We start from the raw sequence: 18,357 nt of genomic DNA on the forward strand, positions 1-18,357 counted from the left end.
TTTTCTTATATTTCATCTTCACTTTTTATTTTTTTCATATATATGTATATAAACAAACTAGGAATTAAAAAGCAAGCAAACATAATAAGTCCTGTTATACTAATTTCCTTTATCGAAATATCCGGTGTTACAATGATACAAATAGCTAAAATCCCAATAACAATCCCTACTGGAATTAATAAGAGTTTCATGAAATAACTACGTGATACCCCGCCCGTATGCTCATATACCTCTACAGAATGTTTTAAATTTAAGAAGTTAATAACTACTATCCCGCCCATAAATATCATTAATAAATCCGAAACACTTTCATAACCTGCCCCTTGCAAGACGTAACGGTAAAAAACAATGCCTAGTATGACGATATTTTGTAAGATGAAAGCTAGCCTAATATGTTTTAACCCTTCTATCATTAAACGTTCATCTTTCACAATTTTCACCCTATCACTCCTTTTCCTCCCAAAACAAATCATTCAATGTTTTATCTACCGCATAACAAATTTTCAAACATAAATCTAAAGATGGATTGTATTTCCCCTTCTCAATTAAACTAATCGTTTGCCTTGTAACGCCTACTTTTTCTGCTAATTGTTGCTGTGTTAAATCTAACTGAACACGCGCGACTTTTATTTTACTTACAGCCATTCATGTTCCTCCTCTATCTTTATAGTAACATATATATTACATTAAGTAATTTATACTTTACAAATCCGGTTTAATTTTCACCTTATCCCGCTATTTGTGGGCAGTAAAACTCCCACCTCAAAATTCGGCTGGAGCAAAGAAGTTAGGTGGGAGCCCTGCTGCCCGTAACGCCCTATTGGTGAAGGCTAATAAGCAGTGGGGATAAACAAAAGCCCCACTGCTTATAGTTTCACTTTATTATACACAAAAAAAGAGCCTCTCATAAGAAGCCCCTTTTCTATCTCTATATTATAAGAATAAATGACATCCAAATAAAATTGTAAATAAGTAAAGTAACGGATGTACTTCCATCCCTTTCCCCTTCACGATTTTTAAGATTGGATACACTAAAAATCCGATTGCAATTCCATTCGCAATACTAGATGTTAACGGAATACCAACGAAAATTAAAAATGCTGGTAATACATCTTCAAATTCATCCCAATTAATATCACGAAGGCTTTGTGCCATTAAGCTACCTACTATAATTAAAGAAGGAGCTGTAATAGCTGCTACACTGGATAAAGAAGCAATAACAGGGCTAAAGAATGCCGTTATAATCGTTAAACAAACTACTACAATACCTGTCAATCCAGTTTTACCACCTGCCGCAATTCCAGCTGACGATTCAATTGTCGCTGCTGTCGGGCTTGTCCCAAAGATAGAACCTGTCGTCCCGCCAATTGCATCTGCAATGAACGCCTTACCAAAGCGCTTTTCAGTGTTATCTGTATTTAAACCTGCTTGTTTAATTAAACCAAGTAATGCACCTGTCGTATCAAATAAAAGTACAAGTAAAAATGAAAATACAACACCATATAATCCATACTGAATTACATCTGAAAAAGCATTGATTGGATTTGAAACGATAATACCCTCTGGTAAATGAGGCATCGCTACAATTTTATCCTCAAACTTCAGTTGCCCCGTAAAGAAGGCGATAATTCCTGTCACAATCATACTAATAAATAATGCACCACTCACACGTAATACCATTAATACCGCCGCTAAAATTAAACCAATTAAAGTTAAAATAACGGCTGGAGAATGAAAATCACCAATCGTAACTAAGTTAGATGGATGATCCACGATAATTCCAGATAGACGTAATCCAATAAAAGCAATAAATAGTCCAATTCCACCTGCAATTGCATGTTTTAAACTTTCAGGAATTGCGATAATTAGCTTTTGCCTAAATGAAGTGAAAGATAATAAAAGAAAAATGATACCTGTTACAAATACTGCCGAAAACGCAATGACATACGTAATCCCCTCTGCCTGTTGAACGACAGAATAAGCAAAATATGCATTCATCCCCATAGCTGGAGCAATAACAATTGGATAGTTAGCTAAAAACGCCATACATAGCGTCCCAATAACTGTCGCAATAATAGTTGCCGTAAACGCTTGATCAAATGGTACACCTGCATCAGATAATATTTTCGGATTGATGACAAGAATATACGCAAATGTAAAAAAAGTTGTGATGCCCGCTAAAAGCTCTTGCTTCACAGAAGTGTTATATTTTTGTAATTGAAACATGGCTATGTACCCTTCCTACACCTGAATTATTATCACACATTCTTTTCTTACTAGTATGTGAGAAAATATAATACTTAATCTTAACAATCAATAAAAAGAAGAGTCAATATATTCTCTAATAGTGAGAATTTTAAGTTTAAGTCTGACAAGTTCAGATGTAGTACAGTTCATTTTGATTATTTTTGTAGCATAACAGATAGAAATGTTTTATAATTTGAAATAGTTAAATATTTAGGTAGCTCATTCTACAAGGGGGATTCTTCTTATGCAGCACACAAACAAATCTGGAACTTTAAATCGAGGTTTAAAAGAACGACATATTACTTTAATGTCACTCGGTTCGGCTATTGGCGTTGGGCTATTTTTAGGATCTGCTTCTGCTATTAAACTAGCTGGTCCTTCCATCTTACTAGGTTATATGATCGCTGGACTCGTTATTTTTTTCATTATGCGAGCGCTCGGAGAAATGGCAATTGAACAACCGGTTGCCGGTTCTTTTAGTAAATATGCTAATGATTATATCGGCCCACTTGCTGGCTATATTACTGGTTGGAACTACTGGTTCTTATGGGTTGTTACTTGTATGGCTGAAATTACGGCGGCTGGAATTTACATGCAGTACTGGTTCCCAGATATCCCGCGCTGGACTTGGGCACTACTCGCTCTATTATTAATGAGCGCTTTCAACTTCTTATCAGTAAAAGTATTTGGAGAACTTGAGTTTTGGTTTGCTCTCATTAAAATTGTCACAATTATCTGTATGATAGTGATTGGCTTTGGTATTATTCTATTCGGATTTGGAAATGGCGGCGTTGCAACTGGTATTTCAAATCTTTGGGAACATGGGGGCTGGTTCCCAAATGGCTTCTCTGGATTATTGCTTTCCTTACAAATGGTATTATTCGCTTATTTAGGCGTTGAACTAATTGGTGTTACAGCTGGTGAAGCTCAAAACCCGAAGAAAACACTCGCAAAAGCTATCGATAACGTATTTTGGAGAATCCTAATCTTTTACGTCGGGGCATTATTCGTTATGATGGCAATTTATCCATGGAACGAACTTGGCGAGAAAGGAAGTCCATTCGTATTAACATTCCAACAAATCGGCATTGCAAAAGCAGCAGGTATTATTAACTTTGTTGTATTAACAGCTGCACTTTCTTCTTGTAACGGTGGTTTATTTAGTACAGGGCGTATGCTATTTACTTTGGCACAACAAAAGAAAGCTCCTGAAAGATTCGGTCGTTTAAATAAAAACGGTATTCCGAGTCAAGGAATTGTAGCAACGGCTATCGTTTTACTTGTTGGTGTTATATTAAACTACCTTGTGCCTGCAAAAGTATTTACATGGTTAACTAGTATTTCAACTTTCGGGGCAATTTGGACTTGGGGTATTATATTAGTCGCTCAAATTAAATTCCGTAAAGGATTATCAACTGAGAAAAAAGACAAGCTCACGTATAAAATGCCTTTACATCCAGTAAGCTCTTACTTCTCACTTGGCTTCCTTGCACTTGTACTATGTATAATGGCGTATTCAGAAGATACACGAATTGCATTAATCGTTGGCCCAATTTGGCTTATTGGCTTAGCTATCGTGTATTACATGAAAGGATTTCATAAGATTGATGAAACACCTAATTCAAAGATTAGTTAAACAAGCTATCCCTTCCTTATTAATTGGAAGGGATTTTTTATTGTCTATATAAATATTTCTCAACAAAATTCACGGTATTTTTACAATTTTTTAATATTTTTTACGTTTTCTGTCTTTATTTTTTCAGAAAAATAAATTACATTATTAAAGCACATATATTTATTATTAGGGGGATTCTTCTATGAAGAATAAAAAATGGATTACATTTTCTTTAGCAACAGCAATTACACTTAGTATGGGGAGTTCGTTCATACCGTCTACTTATGCCGAAAGCTCTGTAGACCCAGCTCCTGAAATTGCTGCAAAAGTTGTAAATCAAAACAATGGTAAGAAAGTATTATTCGATAATACACACGGTCAAACGGCCGGGACAGCTGATTGGGTTATTGATGGCGGTTTTTCTGATTTCGGAAACGGCATTGCCCAAAACGGATATCATGTAAAAGAACTGCGTAAATCAACACCTATTACATATGACGATTTAAAAAATCACAATGTATTTATCGTTCCCGAAGCCAATATTCCTTATAAAAAATCTGAACAAGACGCAATGTTACAATACGTGAAAAATGGCGGCAGTATTTTCTTCATTGCCGATCATTATAATGCAGATCGTAATAAAAACCGCTGGGACTCCTCAGAAGTGTTCAATGGATATAGACGCGGGGCATGGGATAATCCAGCAAAGGGAATGTCTAATGAAGAAACAACTTCACAAGCTATGCAAGGAGTAGAAAGCTCTGATTGGCTATCCGATAATTTCGGTATTCGCTTCCGTTACAATGCACTTGGTGATGTTTCAGCTAAAAATATTGTCTCACCTGCGCAATCATTCGGAATTACAACTGGCGTTTCATCTGTAGCAATGCATGCCGGCTCTACTCTTGCGATTACAAATCCAAAACTAGCGAAAGGTCTTGTATATCTTCCAGAAAATCCATCAAAATGGAATAACGCTGTTGATAGCGGCGTTTATAACGGTGGTGGCGTTGCAGAGGGGCCTTATGCTGCTATTTCGAAAGTTGGTCTTGGAAAAGCAGCCTTTATTGGTGATTCTTCTCCTGTTGAAGATGCTACGCCAAAATATGTTCGTGAAGATTCAGGTCAATCAAAGAAAACTTATGATGGTTATAAAGAAGAAAACGATGCTGTTCTATTAGAAAACATCGTGAATTGGTTAGCGAAGCAAGAAACATTTACAAGCTTAGATCAAGTGAGTGGTTTACAGCTTGATGCACCTACAGCTCTACAAACATTTGAACAACCAAGTTTATCAACAGAACCACAACCAGAACCTTGGAGCGCACCAAGTCAAGGTTACCAGTGGTTCAATACAAATACTTTCAAACCAGGTTCATACGGCTATAACGGCGCAGTGACAACGAGTGATTACGTAATTACGCACCCTAGCATTCTACCAAACAATGAAGTGTTCCAAATGAAGATTCAAGTAAATAACTTATTACCAAATACAACGTACAATAATTATTCTTTAGGTATCTTCACAACTGGCGGAACACAGGTGGCAAAAGTTCAAAATACAAATGGCACTTGGCCATCTTCTTTCGGATATAGCAGTGCATTCTCTTTCATCACAAATAGCCAAGGATCTGCTGAAAAAATTGTGAATGTACAACTTGATCCAAATACAACTGGACAAGCAACACTTCGTCTACGTCAAAATACGACAGCGAAATATAGTGAAACTGTAACGATTAATAAAAAATAATGAAAAAGGCAATCCGAATATGGATTGCCTTCTTTTCACTTCTCTTCTTTTGAGAAAAACATTCTTGAAATAACGATACCTATACTACCAACGATTAAGAATAACACCGCCCTGATCATCATCGACACCTCTGGTAGGTCGAGAAGGAATAACTTCCCTACTGTTACTACTAATACGACTAAGCCAGCATATAATATTTCGTTCATCTGTCTATAACGGCCAAACCAAACTGCAAATAACGCATATACCATCCATAATAACGATACAGATACGCTAATTATACTTCCATCTGTAGAAAGAACTTCACCGATTCTAGTAATTGTAATAAATACAATGACCATTAACGAGTAGAGCGCTATAGAGTACACATATTTACCAAAACTCGCTAACACTTCTTTCGCTTGTCTCATGCAATAATAGAACGTCCCTATCAAAATAATATGAGCGACAAAGCCTGCTGAAATGAACTCATCAAACGGACTAAAAATCGTCTGCACCATTCCAATAGCATAAATCGTTGCACTTACATACAATTTAATATTTTGCTTTACTTTAATAGCAGTAACCATACCAAGGAAACCTTGTAACAATAATACGATTGCTGCATTCACCAAACTGTACTCGTATAAAATCGCTAAACTAAATGACCCCATTGCAAAGCCAAATATTAGATTTGTAAATACAGAATGTTTATTCTTCCTATATTCAAGTGCGAACATAACAACATGCACAAATGCACTTATAACTAATCCCCACGTTGTAAATTCAGGAATTTGAGAAATGGCTAAAATAAAGAAAACTGCATTCGCACTAAATATCGCCAATCGTGCTTCTTGTATAAAACTTCTCTCCGAAAACATGTGCCAAAATAATAGTAGATGAATTGCACCGTATACAACTGTTAACTGTACTTGCACATTTTCTACTAATATTGACATAACAGCAAAGAAGACAAATAGGACAATTGCCGCCACAACATAAGAAATCATATACAAGTACTTATAACGGTTTCTCAATGCATACCATAATAGACTAATTGTTAATATCGTCTCATAACTAAAGAAAATATACGTATTAGGAGTCGTACTATTTAACAAGAAAGGAACAAAAAATGCTCCCACCGCCACGAAAATAGCGAGGTATTCCGATCTATATCTTTTCGCTAAATAAATCCCTAAAATAACCCATATAATGTTGCAAATAAACGCAATACTTGCAGGAATAAATTCATATAAATAATGTGCCGCAAACGTTGTTAAAACAATTCCCGTAATACTTCCTCCAGCTAATACTAACCCTAACGCTTGCCGCTCTCTTTTAATTTGTATATCTCCTACATAATACAAACCGGCAGATAGTACTATACCAAACACAACCCGTATCGCTGGTGTTAACAATCCGGCATCTACCCCTGCTTTGAATAACCAAATAACGCCAAGTAGCATAATACCGACAAATATGCGTGGTAACCACGTTTGACAAAACTTTATAATATTAAATGGTTCTGGTTTAAATGCAGATATATCTACTTGTTTCACCTCTGGCTCTTGCATGGACTTCCTCGTCTTAACTACATCTTCTTGTAACTTTTCATTACTTACTGCTTCAATATATTCTTTCTTTTCCTTATTAACATTTTGTTGAACTTTATCTACTTCTATTTTTCTTTGTTTCGCTTTCAATTCATAAAGTGTCTCTTGCATCGTTTCAATTGCCGTTTCGAGCGCTTCTATTTTCTTATTTAAATCCTCCTTCATACAATCCCCCCTCATCATCGATTTTTCACTTGACCTATATATTACCAATTACCTTTATCATACTCTTAGTCTATTCATTTTCAATACTATTTTTCCAAAAAAAGAAAGGTGTTTTCCCAAATAGGAAAAACACCTCTTACTTATTTCTTCTTATTTATAGCAATACTAACAATTACACCGAGGCAGACACCTACAAATGCCGGAACAATCCAACCTACACCTTCTGAATAAAACGGAAGAATTTTTAGTAGTGGTGTCCATTTATTCATCAGTACACTTTTGTTTAAAATATCAACCGCACTAAATAACGCTACGATTCCAATCGTTACCGAATATACGTATACATACTTTCCAATATACTTATGGAATAACCCTAAAATAATAAGCGTTAATGCAATTGGATAAATAAATCCAAGAATCGGTACTGAAACTTTTAATATTTGTGTTAACCCTAAATTAGCTAAAACCATACTAATAAAGCTCAATATAAACGCCCAAACTTTATACGACACTTTCGGAAATACACTTGCGAAAAATTGACTACAAGATGTAACAAGTCCGATTGAAACACATAGACAAGCGACAGTAAAAATAAGACCTAATAAAACTAACCCACCTTGTCCAAATAATGCCGTCATAACTTGCGCTAACACTTCCGCACCGTTATCAAATGTACCCAATGAACCGCTAATTGAGCCAACATATCCAAGAATGACATAAATAATAGATAATAAAAGCCCTGCTCCAATACCAGCAATACTCATATATTTAGCTAAACCTTTATCATCTTCAATACCTTTTGCACGCAAAGCATTTGCAATAACAATCCCAAATATTAAAGCTGCTAACGCATCCATCGTTAAATATCCGTCTAAAAACCCTTGGAACATCGGAGCTTGTCCATAGTTCCCTATTGGCTCTTTCACATCTCCTACCGTTGTAAACATACTCTTTATAAAAATAAGTGCAATCATACATAATAATAACGGCGTCAAAACTTTTCCGAACAAGCCCATTAATTTAGACGGGGATAAACTTAACCAGTAAACAATACTAAAAAAAATAGCCGTGTAACATAACAAAACTAAGCTACCTGCTTGTGGGAACAACTGACCTGGTCCCATTTCAAAAGCTAAACTTCCTGCACGTGGTATACCAAGACCTGGTCCAATAAATAAGTACACAATACATGGAAATATAATTGCAAATGAGGAATGAACCCTGCCCGCTAACGTTTGAAAACTCCCTGCTTTCGCAATAGCGATAACCCCTAATATCGGAAGCCCTGTTGCTGACATAATAAAACCTAGCAATGAAATCCACACATGCTCTCCCGCTTCGTATCCAAGGAAAGGTGGAAATATAAGATTTCCGGCCCCAAAGAACATAGAGAATAACATAAGACTAATAAGTAAAATTTCTTTTTTCTGTAACAATTTCATTTCTTTCTCCTTCTTCAATTTCACCTTACATGAAATCAATTCCATACATAAAAAAATGCGGTAATCCGCTTCCTTACAAAGAAAACATAGTCCATAGTCTATCACAAAAGAAACACCCATTCTATAGCTATTTCCCTTTTCAAATTTCTTCTGAAAAATCAACCTTTATTGACTTATAATAGTTAATAAAGTAAAATATTAATCATACAAAACTATTAACTTTGTTTTTTGCTTGTGTCAGGAGGAAAATATTATGGAATCAGCGATACAACTAGAAAGAGAACAACAAAGAAAAAAGAAACATCCTCCAGGTTTATACTTACTCTTCTTTACAGAAATGTGGGAAAGATTTAGTTACTATGGATTACGAGGATTATTAACATTATATTTAACGACAGCTTTAGTAAGCGGTGGTCTTGGGTTTAGTCCAGCGTGGGCACTCTCTATTTACGGATTTTATACTGGTGCTTGTTATTTCACACCATTAATCGGTGGATACTTAACAGACCGTTTTCTAGGTAAACGAAAAGCCATCACAATTGGTGGTATAACGATGGCAATTGGTAACCTTACACTATTTGCCTTGCAAAACCAAGTCGGTCTATACCTCGGATTAGCGCTTATTATTATCGGTAATGGATTCTTCAAACCGAATATCTCTACACTTGTTGGAGAATTATACGAAGAAAATGATCCAAAGCGTGATAGTGCATTTACAATTTTCTATATGGGTATTAACGTCGGTTCATTTTTAGCTCCACTCGTTTGTGGGTTTTTATCAGAAAATTTATTCAAAACAACAGTAGATGGCGTTGTTCATTTCGGATTCCGTTACGGCTTCTTAGCCGCTTCAATCGGAATGATCATTGGACAAATTTTATTTACAACACTATCTAATCGCTTCCTTGGTGATATTGGTAAAAAACCAACCCGCGATTTACAAACAACAGATGGACAACCAACAGTAGGAAATACACCATTAACAAAAAAAGAAAAACAACATACAGCAGTTATCGTCATTTTAACGTGCTTCGTTGTCTTCTTCTGGGCTGGCTTTGAACAAGCTGGTAGTTCGTTAACATTATATACAAATAAATTCGTTGACCGCTCCGTATTCGGATGGGAAGTACCAACGTCTTGGTTCCAATCGGTCAATCCGTTATTTATTATTTTACTTGCACCAGCCATTTCAGCATTATGGGCGAAACTGGCAACTAGAAAAAATGGTGACATGAAAATCCCAACAAAAATGGGACTTGGTATGATCTTACTCGGTATCGGTTATATTGTTCTTGTTATCGCTACATTAAAAACAGGCAGTGACGAACATAACATTACAGAAAAAGCAAACTTACTATTTATCGTCTTTACGTATCTTTTCCATACGTTAGGTGAGCTATTCTTATCACCTGTCGGGCTATCAATGGTTAGTGCTCTCGCTCCAGTAAAACTTGCTTCTTTATTAATGGGCGTATGGTTAGCAAGCTCAGGTATTGCTAATATTTTAGGCGGACAGCTTGCAAGCTTCACAACTTCACTTGGATATGCTGAAGTATTCACAGTTATTGGGGCTGTGGCGATCGTTTTAGGTTGTGTTTTATTATCAATTTCTAAGAAATTAGTGAAATGGATGGATTAAAAAAAGATGAGGAATTTTCCTCATCTTTTTTTACGCTTTCTTTCCCTTTTCTATTGCTTGTTCATACAAGCCTTTATGTTCTTTATATTCACTTGGCACGAAACTCTTATAGAAGAACGAAAGCCAGCTATCTCCTTTTTTATATCCTTCTTCTCGAATTTCCGCTGCCTTTTTATTTGATTTAAATCCTTCAGTAAACCATTTCTTTAATGTTTCATTCTTTTCATACTTAGCAGGAACTTTTAAGTCGTAGTTTTCAAATGCATATGTATATCCAGCTTTTTCCGCTGCCTTTTTAGCAGACTTATATCCCTTTTCATACGCGGTTTCATATGCTTTCACATATACATCCTTTTCAGTATTCCCAGGTTTCTTTTCAGCTAATTCTTTACCAGCCTTTTCACCAAGTTCCGCTTGTTCTTTTTCAATCTTTTCGGTTCTCTCTTTATTACCTACTTGGAAACCATCTGCAAAGTTCACCTTAAACTCAGGAGTAATTTGACTATCGTCCATTGCTTCTTGTGCTAACCCTTGCTCTTTACCTTTTTCAAAATGCGCTTTTTTCTGTTCTTCTAAAGACCATGCCGCAGCATAAGTAGTTGTAAATGCTTGTTTATATGCATCTGGTTTTCCAGCTAAATGTCCTTCTGCATTATTCTTTCCTGCTTTAAAATCTGTCTCTCCGCTTGTTTGCCCTTCAGCTTGTCCCTTTTCAGCCTCAGCTTTACGCTGCGCTTCCTCTGCCTTACGTGCTTCTTCTGCTTTGCGTTGTTCTTCTGCAACACGCTGTCTCTCTTCCTCTACTTTGCGCTGTTCTTCTGCAGCGCGCTGTCTCTCTTCCTCTGCTTTACGCTGTGCTTCTGCAGCACGTTGTTTTTCTGCCTCCGCATTGCGCTGCGCTTCTGCTTGTCTTTCAGCTTCTACAGCACCATTATTATTTTGGCTAGGAGCTGGACTCGTTGCACCACTACTAGAAGCTGGTTTATTGTGATAATGATATTCCCCGTACTGTAATCCCCATTTCTCACAATTTGTACGGCACGTATGTCCACCATTAGCATCTGTACGCCCTGGATGTGCATAAGCAGAAATTGGCGCTACCAATAACGCTACACTTGTTGTTAAAAGAAGTTTTTTTACTTGCTGTTTCACTTTTGTTCCTCCCAAAATCTAGATTCATTACTTTATTATACAAAAATAGAAAAATACTTAAATACCAACTAAAATATTCTTTTATTTCTCAATTTTGGATAAAAAAAAGAAGGTTCACTCTTTAAAGAGTGAACCTTCTTTTTTCTTTATTTCTTAGCCTTTGTTCCTACTAGATCACCCGTAATAACAAAACGCTTAGAATTATCCTTAACAGATACACACGTAATAAGTGTTATCTCGTCTTTCCCATGATCCTCTACAACTTCCCATTTATCAGGAGTCACTTCAGATACACCAGTAACAGTATACTCATACTCATTTGCATTGTCATACAAATAAATTTTATCGTTCTTCTTTAAAGTTGATACATCACTAAATAAAACACCGTTTTTTGACATATTATGCCCTGCAAGCGCATAATTCCCCTGTCCCATTACTTGATTTTCTCTTACAGTTGCCGCACCTGATAATAAATTCTTTTCAGTCGACGCTTTTAAAACAGGAAGTTCTAATGAGATGCTCGGAATTGAAATACGACCGATTACTTGTTTTTTATCTAACGATGCACTCGCTACTTCTGCCAAGTCTGGTTGATTAATTTTTGAAGCATCTACAAATTCCGTCTCATGCTTTTCATAATCCATCTTTTGAACAGCCTGTACATTCGCTGTCTGTTTCTTCTCTGCCTTATATCCATCATAAAATGGCTTTCCGATTAATACACCACCTACAACAAATAGAAGGATTGCTACTATACTATAAATTCTTTGCTTATTCATATACAATTCCTTTCCGTTACAAAATCTTACTCTATATAAAATGATAAGACAATATTGCTATATGTACAAGTGTAAGCTAAAAAGAAACCTTCTTGCTGTTGCAAGAAGGTTTCTTTTTTAGACTAATTTATTTCTGTACAGGGATACGTAAAAGACTGTCATTTGAATAAAAAGCATGAAAAATAAAATATATAATGGATATCCAGGAATATATAAATTAGCTACAGGAGAAAGTGTTAAAAATCCAATAGCAATAGCTATTCCATACCAGAATGAAATAAATGTTGTTCGGCATGCCTTTTGTGTAATTGCTTTTTCCCGCTCGTCTTCTTGTGGAAATAATAACGGGTACATCCAATAAGAAAGAGCTTTATGTTTCTTCTTTTGAACTTTATAAAAAATCGTCGTTATAATAGCTACAATTGTTAACAATCCTAATGGCATCATATTGATTGTTACTTCAAACGGTAATTTCTCAGTTTCAATAATATTTGCCAGCTCTATCCAAGCATAATAGAGCTCAATAAACGCCCAAAAAGCTATCACAAATCTCAGCACATTTAAGATATAGGAAACCCCGATTCTATTCATCCTCTTCCCCCTCCTTATTTAAAACAAACACATCTTCCATCTTTAACTCGAACACATCACAAATCGTCAATGCTAGTAACAATGAAGGAACATAATCCCCTTTTTCAATTGCAGCGATCGTTTGTCTCGTCACCCCAACCTTTTCTGCTAATACACTTTGCGAAAAATTAAAGCGAGCTCTTAATTCCTTCACCCTGTTTAAAATGGTCAACTTTACCACCTCTTACCATTATTGTATGCTATTCTTAACAAAATGTATACTCAACTTAACATTATTTTTACAAAAAAATCCAACTTTACGTATTGTAAAGTTGGATTACGTTTTAGTTTAAAATTGTAACTTTAACATTTTTTCTGCCCCAATTACTAGATGAAGCTTTATCCGGCATTAAAACATCAATTTTATGGCCTTTAATCGCACCACCAGTATCTGCTGCAATTGCAATTCCATAACCTTCAACATTTACAGTAGATCCTAATGGAATAACAGATGGATCCACCGCAATTAATTTCATTCCTGGATTTGCAGTTAAGTTATAAGGCTTACCGCCCGGTCCCCATGCAGAATATACTTGTTGACCTGCTGCATAACCATTTTCAGATGGATCTGCTGTATAAGCTGTTGCGTGTACATACATTTCTTTTCCGCCAGCAGTTACTTTAGGCTGTTCAGGCTCTACTTTCGAACTATTATTAGCAACTGGTTCAGCTGGTTTATTAGCAACTGGTTCAGCTGGTTTATTAGCTTTTTCTTGCTTTTGCTTTTCAGCAACTTCCGCTTGCGCTTTCGCTAAAGCTTCTTGCTCAGCCTTTGCAGCTGCTTCCGCTTTTGCACGCTCTTCCGCTGCAATTCTTGCTGCTTCTTGTTCACGAGCGATTGTTTCTTGTACTGCCTTCATATTTGATTCAATTTTAGCTTTTTCTTCTGCTGCTAAATTAAGTTGGCTTGCAACCTGATTATATTTAGCTTGAACTGTTTGTAAGTTATCTTGACGTTTTTTCAAGTTATCTTGCAAATCAGCTTGTGCTTTTGCTAGTTTTTGTTTATCTACTACTAAAGATGCTTCTTTTTCGTCAATCTCTTTTTTATCTTCTTCAATTTGACGAAGATCTTGTTCTTGTAGACGTAAAATTTCTTTATCTGCTTCTAGAATAGTAGTAACTGCGTTCATACGTTGTATGAAATCTGCAAAGTTTTTTGATTCTACAACAACTTCTACTACTAAACTCGTATTTGAGCTATTTTGAACAGAAACCATACGTTTTTTCATAATATCCTTACGAGCAAGGACTTTATCTTCTAAAACGATAATATCTGCTTTTTTTTGTTCAATCTGCTTATGTGTTTCATCGATTTTACGTTGAATAGCAGATTGATCCTCTTTATTTTTTGCAATTGTATTATTTAAATTATGTAGTTCATTTTCGATACCTTGAATTTCTTTACTAACAGCTTGCTTCTCTTGCTCTTTCTTCTGCATATCTGCATCGTTTTGCTGCAATTGCTGTTGCATGTTGTTAAGTTTCTCGTCGTTTGACTCTGCTTTTACAGCGACTGTACTAGAAAGAACAATCATTCCTGCTAATACTAGACTACTGATTCGCTTAAAATAGTTCATAATCCGACTCCCTTCTTATACAGTTATACATGATTTATTTTACAGTTTGTTTACAGAACCATTAAATACAGTTTATTTTTCATGACAAAAAAAGGGAATTACGAATAAAATGTTATAGATTCTTAAATATTTAACAATTCCTATATTTAAAAATTATAAAAGATGCTAAAATCCAAATATAGAGAAAATATAACTTCTAAAGGCGGTTGAGATAAATACATGTTTACTCAAAAGAAAGCACTCCAACATAAAATTGATCAATTAGAAAATCGTATACAAGAGCTAGAAACAGAATTAAAACAAAAAGATATTGAAAGCCAAGAGACTATTTCTTCTATCCACGACCGTGTACAAAGCGTTGTTCAAGAGCATCAACTTGTAAATAACCAGCACCATACACTCCAAAATTTAATTCAACAATTAAACTCATGTTTTGAAAATGTTTCAACACGTACGACACATTCCAATGAATTAAATAGTGAAATGTTACAAAAAGAACAAAGCTTAATTCAGTCTATTGAAGAAATTATCGATTGCTCTAATGAAGGAAAAGAATCTGTTCACCGTTTACTCATTGTAATTAATAAATTAGGTGAACAATCTCAGCGCACGTCTAATAGTATGAATCATTTAAGTGAACGCTCAAAAGAAATCGAGCAAATTGTAGAAGTAATTCAAAACATTGCTGCGCAAACAAATTTATTAGCGTTAAATGCAAGTATTGAAGCTGCACGTGCTGGAGAGCATGGAAAAGGATTCGCTGTTGTTGCCAATGAAGTAAGAAAACTAGCAGAAAGCACAGCGGAGAGTACAAAAAACATTGGCAATTTAACGAAAAAAATCCAAGAGGAAATTGAAAAAGCGTACGAAAATACAAAAGATAATTTACATTTAGTTGATGAAGGTGTAGAAATGAGCGCCGATACTAACGCTAGAATTGAAAATATTTTAATAATGATTCAAACATTACAAAGTGGCGCTACAAATGTTATTAAAGCTATCGAAAACCAAAAATCTTGTAATGATGATATATTACGAGAATTTGCAAATACACAGCAAATGTTCCAAAAATTAAATACTACTATTATGAATCACATTCATGATGCTGAAAAAGTCGATGTTCAATTAACTAAAAGTCTTCAAGAAACAGTAGCTTCTCATTAATAATAAAAATCCCTTATACCGGTATAAGGGATTTTTATTATATTTCGAATATTTATTTCTTCTCAATATTCATCCTCTCTTTTGCTATAATGGAAAAGTTGTTTCTTTCGACTAATAAACAAGGAGGTTATTATGGAACAATTTTACTACATTTTAAAATATTTAATTCTTGGTCTGTTCCAAGGGCTAACAGAGCCAATTCCGATTTCTTCAAGCGGTCACCTCGTTTTAGCACAGCATTTGCTAGGACTAAAAATAGAAGGGTTTAGCTTTGAGCTACTTGTTAATTCAGCTTCATTATTAGCTGTATTACTTATTTATAGAAATGATTTAATTCGTCTAACGAAGAATGGTCTATCTTATATATTTACAAGAGCAGAAGACGCAAAATCAGATTTCTTCTTTATTATTTACCTTGTTATTGCAACCATTCCAGCAGGTGTTATTGGTATTTTATTTAAAGATTATATCGATCAGTACTTAAAAGGTGTGAAGATGGTTGGGATTTCCCTTCTCATTACTGCTATCGGCCTTTGGATTATTAGAAACTTACGTGGACGTAAAAATGATGGCGATCTTTCTATGAAAGATGCAATCATCATCGGATTAGCACAAGCTTGCGCACTAATTCCTGGAATAAGCAGGTCAGGTGCTACAATCGTAGCAGCAATGTTACTTGGTATGAAGCAAGAAACAGCTCTTCGTTTCTCATTCTTACTATACATCCCTGTTAGCTTAGGTGGTTTATTGTTAAGTATTACAGACATTGCAAACGATCCAAATTTAGATACATTATTTGTACCTTATATTGTTGCTTTCATCGCAACATTTGTCATGACATATATTTCATTAAAATGGTTTATGAACATTATGGCGAAAGGAAATTTAAAATATTTCTCTTTCTACTGTATTATCGTAGGTGTGCTAACTATCATTTTCTTATAAAGTGAAACTTTAATCAGTGGGGGTTTTGTTCATCTCCAACTGAATTTTGAGGTGGGAGTTTTACTGCCCACAAATAGCGGGATAAAAAACCTCTTACTACCCTCATACAGTAAGAGGTTTTTCCTTATGCATAAACTTTCTTTTCCTGACAATACAAGCGAATAACATGTGTATTTTTTTGAAATAAATCATGTGTTAAGCGAATAATAATAAAATTTCGTTTTGTATTATCATCATGAACAAAAATCTGTTCCCCCTCTTGAAAACGCCATGTGCTTTCAAAAGTTGTAATATGATCCCCGCTTACCGAAAAAAGCTCATATTGCATATCATGTACCCTCTTTCAACTTGTATAATCATAATATCTTTATATTAAACTTATTATAACTTAATCTATTTAAAATTTGTAATTTTTTCTATTTCGAGCTATTTCAACTTTGTTTTAAATTCTTTTAAGCGCTATAATGATAAACGAATTTTCATTGAAAGGAGCTTCATTTTGACTGCATATTTATTTCCAGTAAAAACAGCATTTATTTTATTTCCTATTTTAGCAATGTTTCTCTTAATTCCTTTTTTAATATTTAATTATCGAAAATACGGTTATTTAAATAAATGGCGCTCATTTATTTTATACTCATTATTACTCTACTTATTAAATGCCTATTTTCTTGTTATTTTGCCATTACCACAAACGTATGATACTTGTAGCCTACAACCGGCTAATACACAGCACATGCAACTCTCACCATTTTATTTCATACAAGAGATTGGTAATCATACATCAGCAATTTTAACGAAACCAGCTACTTATTTCTACTTATTAAAAGAATCTGCATTTTTACAAGTTGCATTTAACGTTCTATTAACCGTTCCATTTGGTATTTACTTACGTTATTATTTCCGACGTAGTTTCTTACAGACTATTTGTATTTCTTTTTGTCTTTCACTATTTTTCGAGCTAACACAAGTGACTGGACTATATGGTATTTATAATTGTGCATATCGCTTATTTGATATCGATGATTTGTTTTTAAATACACTAGGTGGCGTAATTGGTTTTATCATTGCACCAATATTTACGTACTTCCTTCCGAAAGCGAGCGAGTTAGATAGTCGTATTGATTTGGAAACGAAACCAGTCGGATTCGTTCGTCGCCTTATCGCGATGCAAATTGATTGGATTTTCTTATCTATCGTTGTACCTTTCATTAAAAACAAAGGAAATTCTTTCTTCATTTCTAATATCCAATCTTACACAAATGTATACGAACTCATCTTCATTACATGTTCGATCTTTATTTACTTTATTATCATTCCATACTTTACAAACGGAAAAACAATTGGGAAAGCATTGCTTCGTATTTACGTGAAAGGAAAGTCAGATCGTATTACAATGAAGGAATTATTCATTCGTTACGGTATATTCTACTTTATTTTAGGTGGAATCAATTATATCCTTTCTAGTAGCTCTATTTTAAATCATACAGAGCCTTTAGTATTACTGGTTATATTGTTATTCCAATTCGTAATTAACGGCCTATTTATTATTCACGTTTTATTACATGTATTTAGCCGTGATAAATTACTATTTTACGAGCGTGTTAGTCATACAAGAAATGCAATTACACTTAAAAAAGCTGACAAATAATAATTT

At 34.8% G+C, this 18,357-nt stretch carries 17 protein-coding genes; 6 read left to right on the forward strand and 11 right to left on the reverse strand.

The window, feature by feature from the left end:
• Positions 1-5 precede the first annotated feature (5 nt).
• The 3 genes from ACE38F_RS24400 to ACE38F_RS24410 form a co-directional block, all read right to left on the reverse strand.
• Positions 6-440, reverse strand: coding sequence for a hypothetical protein (locus ACE38F_RS24400; protein ID WP_375370826.1), 435 nt, complete (start codon positions 438-440; stop codon positions 6-8).
• A 4-nt stretch (positions 441-444) separates the two neighbouring features.
• Complete coding sequence (locus tag ACE38F_RS24405) at positions 445-645, reverse strand: helix-turn-helix transcriptional regulator (protein WP_000301182.1); 201 nt, start codon at positions 643-645, stop codon at positions 445-447.
• Positions 646-933: 288 nt separating this feature from the next.
• Positions 934-2,226: an NCS2 family permease gene (locus ACE38F_RS24410; protein ID WP_375370825.1), complete on the reverse strand. Its 1,293-nt coding sequence runs from the start codon at positions 2,224-2,226 to the stop codon at positions 934-936.
• Positions 2,227-2,491: 265 nt separating this feature from the next.
• Here ACE38F_RS24410 and ACE38F_RS24415 point away from each other — a divergent pair, with 265 nt between their 5' ends.
• The gene (locus ACE38F_RS24415) at positions 2,492-3,883 is read left to right on the forward strand and encodes an amino acid permease (protein ID WP_201032482.1); all 1,392 of its coding nucleotides are present in this window, start codon (positions 2,492-2,494) and stop codon (positions 3,881-3,883) included.
• 181 nt (positions 3,884-4,064) lie between these two features.
• Positions 4,065-5,612 carry a DNA-binding protein gene (locus tag ACE38F_RS24420; RefSeq protein ID WP_375370824.1) on the forward strand — a complete coding sequence of 516 codons (1,548 nt, stop codon included), beginning with the start codon at positions 4,065-4,067 and terminating at the stop codon, positions 5,610-5,612.
• Between the two features lie 35 nt (positions 5,613-5,647).
• On the opposite strand, the gene ACE38F_RS24425 is transcribed toward ACE38F_RS24420, so the two are convergent.
• The gene (locus ACE38F_RS24425; protein WP_215555261.1) at positions 5,648-7,369 is read right to left on the reverse strand and encodes a DUF2339 domain-containing protein; all 1,722 of its coding nucleotides are present in this window, start codon (positions 7,367-7,369) and stop codon (positions 5,648-5,650) included.
• A 140-nt stretch (positions 7,370-7,509) separates the two neighbouring features.
• A complete protein-coding gene (brnQ1, locus tag ACE38F_RS24430; RefSeq protein WP_445979253.1) occupies positions 7,510-8,811 on the reverse strand; it encodes a branched-chain amino acid transport system II carrier protein BrnQ1 in 1,302 nt (433 codons plus the stop codon).
• Positions 8,812-9,064: 253 nt separating this feature from the next.
• Here brnQ1 and ACE38F_RS24435 point away from each other — a divergent pair, with 253 nt between their 5' ends.
• Positions 9,065-10,450 (forward strand): peptide MFS transporter, encoded by a 1,386-nt coding sequence (locus ACE38F_RS24435; RefSeq protein WP_059037682.1) that lies wholly within the window; start codon positions 9,065-9,067, stop codon positions 10,448-10,450.
• A 30-nt stretch (positions 10,451-10,480) separates the two neighbouring features.
• Here ACE38F_RS24435 and ACE38F_RS24440 read toward each other — a convergent pair whose 3' ends face one another.
• The 5 genes from ACE38F_RS24440 to ACE38F_RS24460 all read right to left on the reverse strand — a co-directional run bounded on the left by ACE38F_RS24440 (position 10,481) and on the right by ACE38F_RS24460 (position 14,591).
• The gene (locus ACE38F_RS24440) at positions 10,481-11,602 is read right to left on the reverse strand and encodes a YHYH domain-containing protein (RefSeq protein ID WP_375370822.1); all 1,122 of its coding nucleotides are present in this window, start codon (positions 11,600-11,602) and stop codon (positions 10,481-10,483) included.
• Between the two features lie 146 nt (positions 11,603-11,748).
• Positions 11,749-12,381 carry a class A sortase gene (locus ACE38F_RS24445; protein WP_215555258.1) on the reverse strand — a complete coding sequence of 211 codons (633 nt, stop codon included), beginning with the start codon at positions 12,379-12,381 and terminating at the stop codon, positions 11,749-11,751.
• 117 nt (positions 12,382-12,498) lie between these two features.
• On the reverse strand, positions 12,499-12,972 hold the full coding sequence (locus tag ACE38F_RS24450) for a DUF2178 domain-containing protein (RefSeq protein ID WP_215555257.1): 474 nt from the start codon (positions 12,970-12,972) through the stop codon (positions 12,499-12,501).
• Positions 12,965-13,183, reverse strand: coding sequence for a helix-turn-helix transcriptional regulator (locus ACE38F_RS24455; RefSeq protein WP_000154009.1), 219 nt, complete (start codon positions 13,181-13,183; stop codon positions 12,965-12,967). Before ACE38F_RS24455 ends, ACE38F_RS24450 begins: the two co-directional genes overlap by 8 nt.
• 112 nt (positions 13,184-13,295) lie before the next feature.
• Positions 13,296-14,591, reverse strand: a complete 1,296-nt coding sequence (locus ACE38F_RS24460; RefSeq protein ID WP_375370821.1) for a 3D domain-containing protein — start codon at positions 14,589-14,591, stop codon at positions 13,296-13,298.
• Between the two features lie 483 nt (positions 14,592-15,074).
• On the opposite strand from ACE38F_RS24460, the gene ACE38F_RS24465 reads away from it, so the two are divergent.
• Together ACE38F_RS24465 and ACE38F_RS24470 are read left to right on the forward strand one after the other, a co-directional pair.
• Positions 15,075-15,755: a methyl-accepting chemotaxis protein gene (locus tag ACE38F_RS24465; protein ID WP_462782409.1), complete on the forward strand. Its 681-nt coding sequence runs from the start codon at positions 15,075-15,077 to the stop codon at positions 15,753-15,755.
• A 132-nt stretch (positions 15,756-15,887) separates the two neighbouring features.
• Entirely contained in the window at positions 15,888-16,700 is an 813-nt protein-coding gene (locus ACE38F_RS24470) for an undecaprenyl-diphosphate phosphatase (RefSeq protein ID WP_078180765.1), read from the forward strand.
• A gap of 124 nt (positions 16,701-16,824) precedes the next feature.
• Here the strand turns inward: ACE38F_RS24470 and ACE38F_RS24475 are convergent, their stop codons facing one another.
• The gene (locus tag ACE38F_RS24475; protein ID WP_002010557.1) at positions 16,825-17,028 is read right to left on the reverse strand and encodes a hypothetical protein; all 204 of its coding nucleotides are present in this window, start codon (positions 17,026-17,028) and stop codon (positions 16,825-16,827) included.
• 171 nt (positions 17,029-17,199) lie between these two features.
• Between ACE38F_RS24475 and ACE38F_RS24480 the strand changes: the two genes are divergently transcribed.
• Complete coding sequence (locus tag ACE38F_RS24480) at positions 17,200-18,351, forward strand: VanZ family protein (protein ID WP_375370820.1); 1,152 nt, start codon at positions 17,200-17,202, stop codon at positions 18,349-18,351.
• Positions 18,352-18,357 lie beyond the last annotated feature (6 nt).

It is taken from the genome of Bacillus altaicus (assembly GCF_042136375.2).
GTDB lineage: Bacteria > Bacillota > Bacilli > Bacillales > Bacillaceae_G > Bacillus_A > Bacillus_A cereus_U.

What these genes read in the sequence shown, in the direction of transcription:
- ACE38F_RS24420 (WP_375370824.1), top strand. Translation starts at nt 4,065, where the DNA reads ATGAAGAATAAAAAATGGATTACATTTTCTTTAGCAACAGCAATTACA.
- ACE38F_RS24425 (WP_215555261.1), bottom strand. Translation starts at nt 7,369, where the DNA reads ATGAAGGAGGATTTAAATAAGAAAATAGAAGCGCTCGAAACGGCAATT.
- ACE38F_RS24470 (WP_078180765.1), top strand. Translation starts at nt 15,888, where the DNA reads ATGGAACAATTTTACTACATTTTAAAATATTTAATTCTTGGTCTGTTC.
- ACE38F_RS24405 (WP_000301182.1), bottom strand. Translation starts at nt 645, where the DNA reads ATGGCTGTAAGTAAAATAAAAGTCGCGCGTGTTCAGTTAGATTTAACA.
- ACE38F_RS24450 (WP_215555257.1), bottom strand. Translation starts at nt 12,972, where the DNA reads ATGAATAGAATCGGGGTTTCCTATATCTTAAATGTGCTGAGATTTGTG.
- ACE38F_RS24460 (WP_375370821.1), bottom strand. Translation starts at nt 14,591, where the DNA reads ATGAACTATTTTAAGCGAATCAGTAGTCTAGTATTAGCAGGAATGATT.
- brnQ1 (WP_445979253.1), bottom strand. Translation starts at nt 8,811, where the DNA reads ATGAAATTGTTACAGAAAAAAGAAATTTTACTTATTAGTCTTATGTTA.
- ACE38F_RS24415 (WP_201032482.1), top strand. Translation starts at nt 2,492, where the DNA reads ATGCAGCACACAAACAAATCTGGAACTTTAAATCGAGGTTTAAAAGAA.
- ACE38F_RS24445 (WP_215555258.1), bottom strand. Translation starts at nt 12,381, where the DNA reads ATGAATAAGCAAAGAATTTATAGTATAGTAGCAATCCTTCTATTTGTT.
- ACE38F_RS24435 (WP_059037682.1), top strand. Translation starts at nt 9,065, where the DNA reads ATGGAATCAGCGATACAACTAGAAAGAGAACAACAAAGAAAAAAGAAA.
- ACE38F_RS24475 (WP_002010557.1), bottom strand. Translation starts at nt 17,028, where the DNA reads ATGCAATATGAGCTTTTTTCGGTAAGCGGGGATCATATTACAACTTTT.
- ACE38F_RS24465 (WP_462782409.1), top strand. Translation starts at nt 15,075, where the DNA reads ATGTTACAAAAAGAACAAAGCTTAATTCAGTCTATTGAAGAAATTATC.
- ACE38F_RS24410 (WP_375370825.1), bottom strand. Translation starts at nt 2,226, where the DNA reads ATGTTTCAATTACAAAAATATAACACTTCTGTGAAGCAAGAGCTTTTA.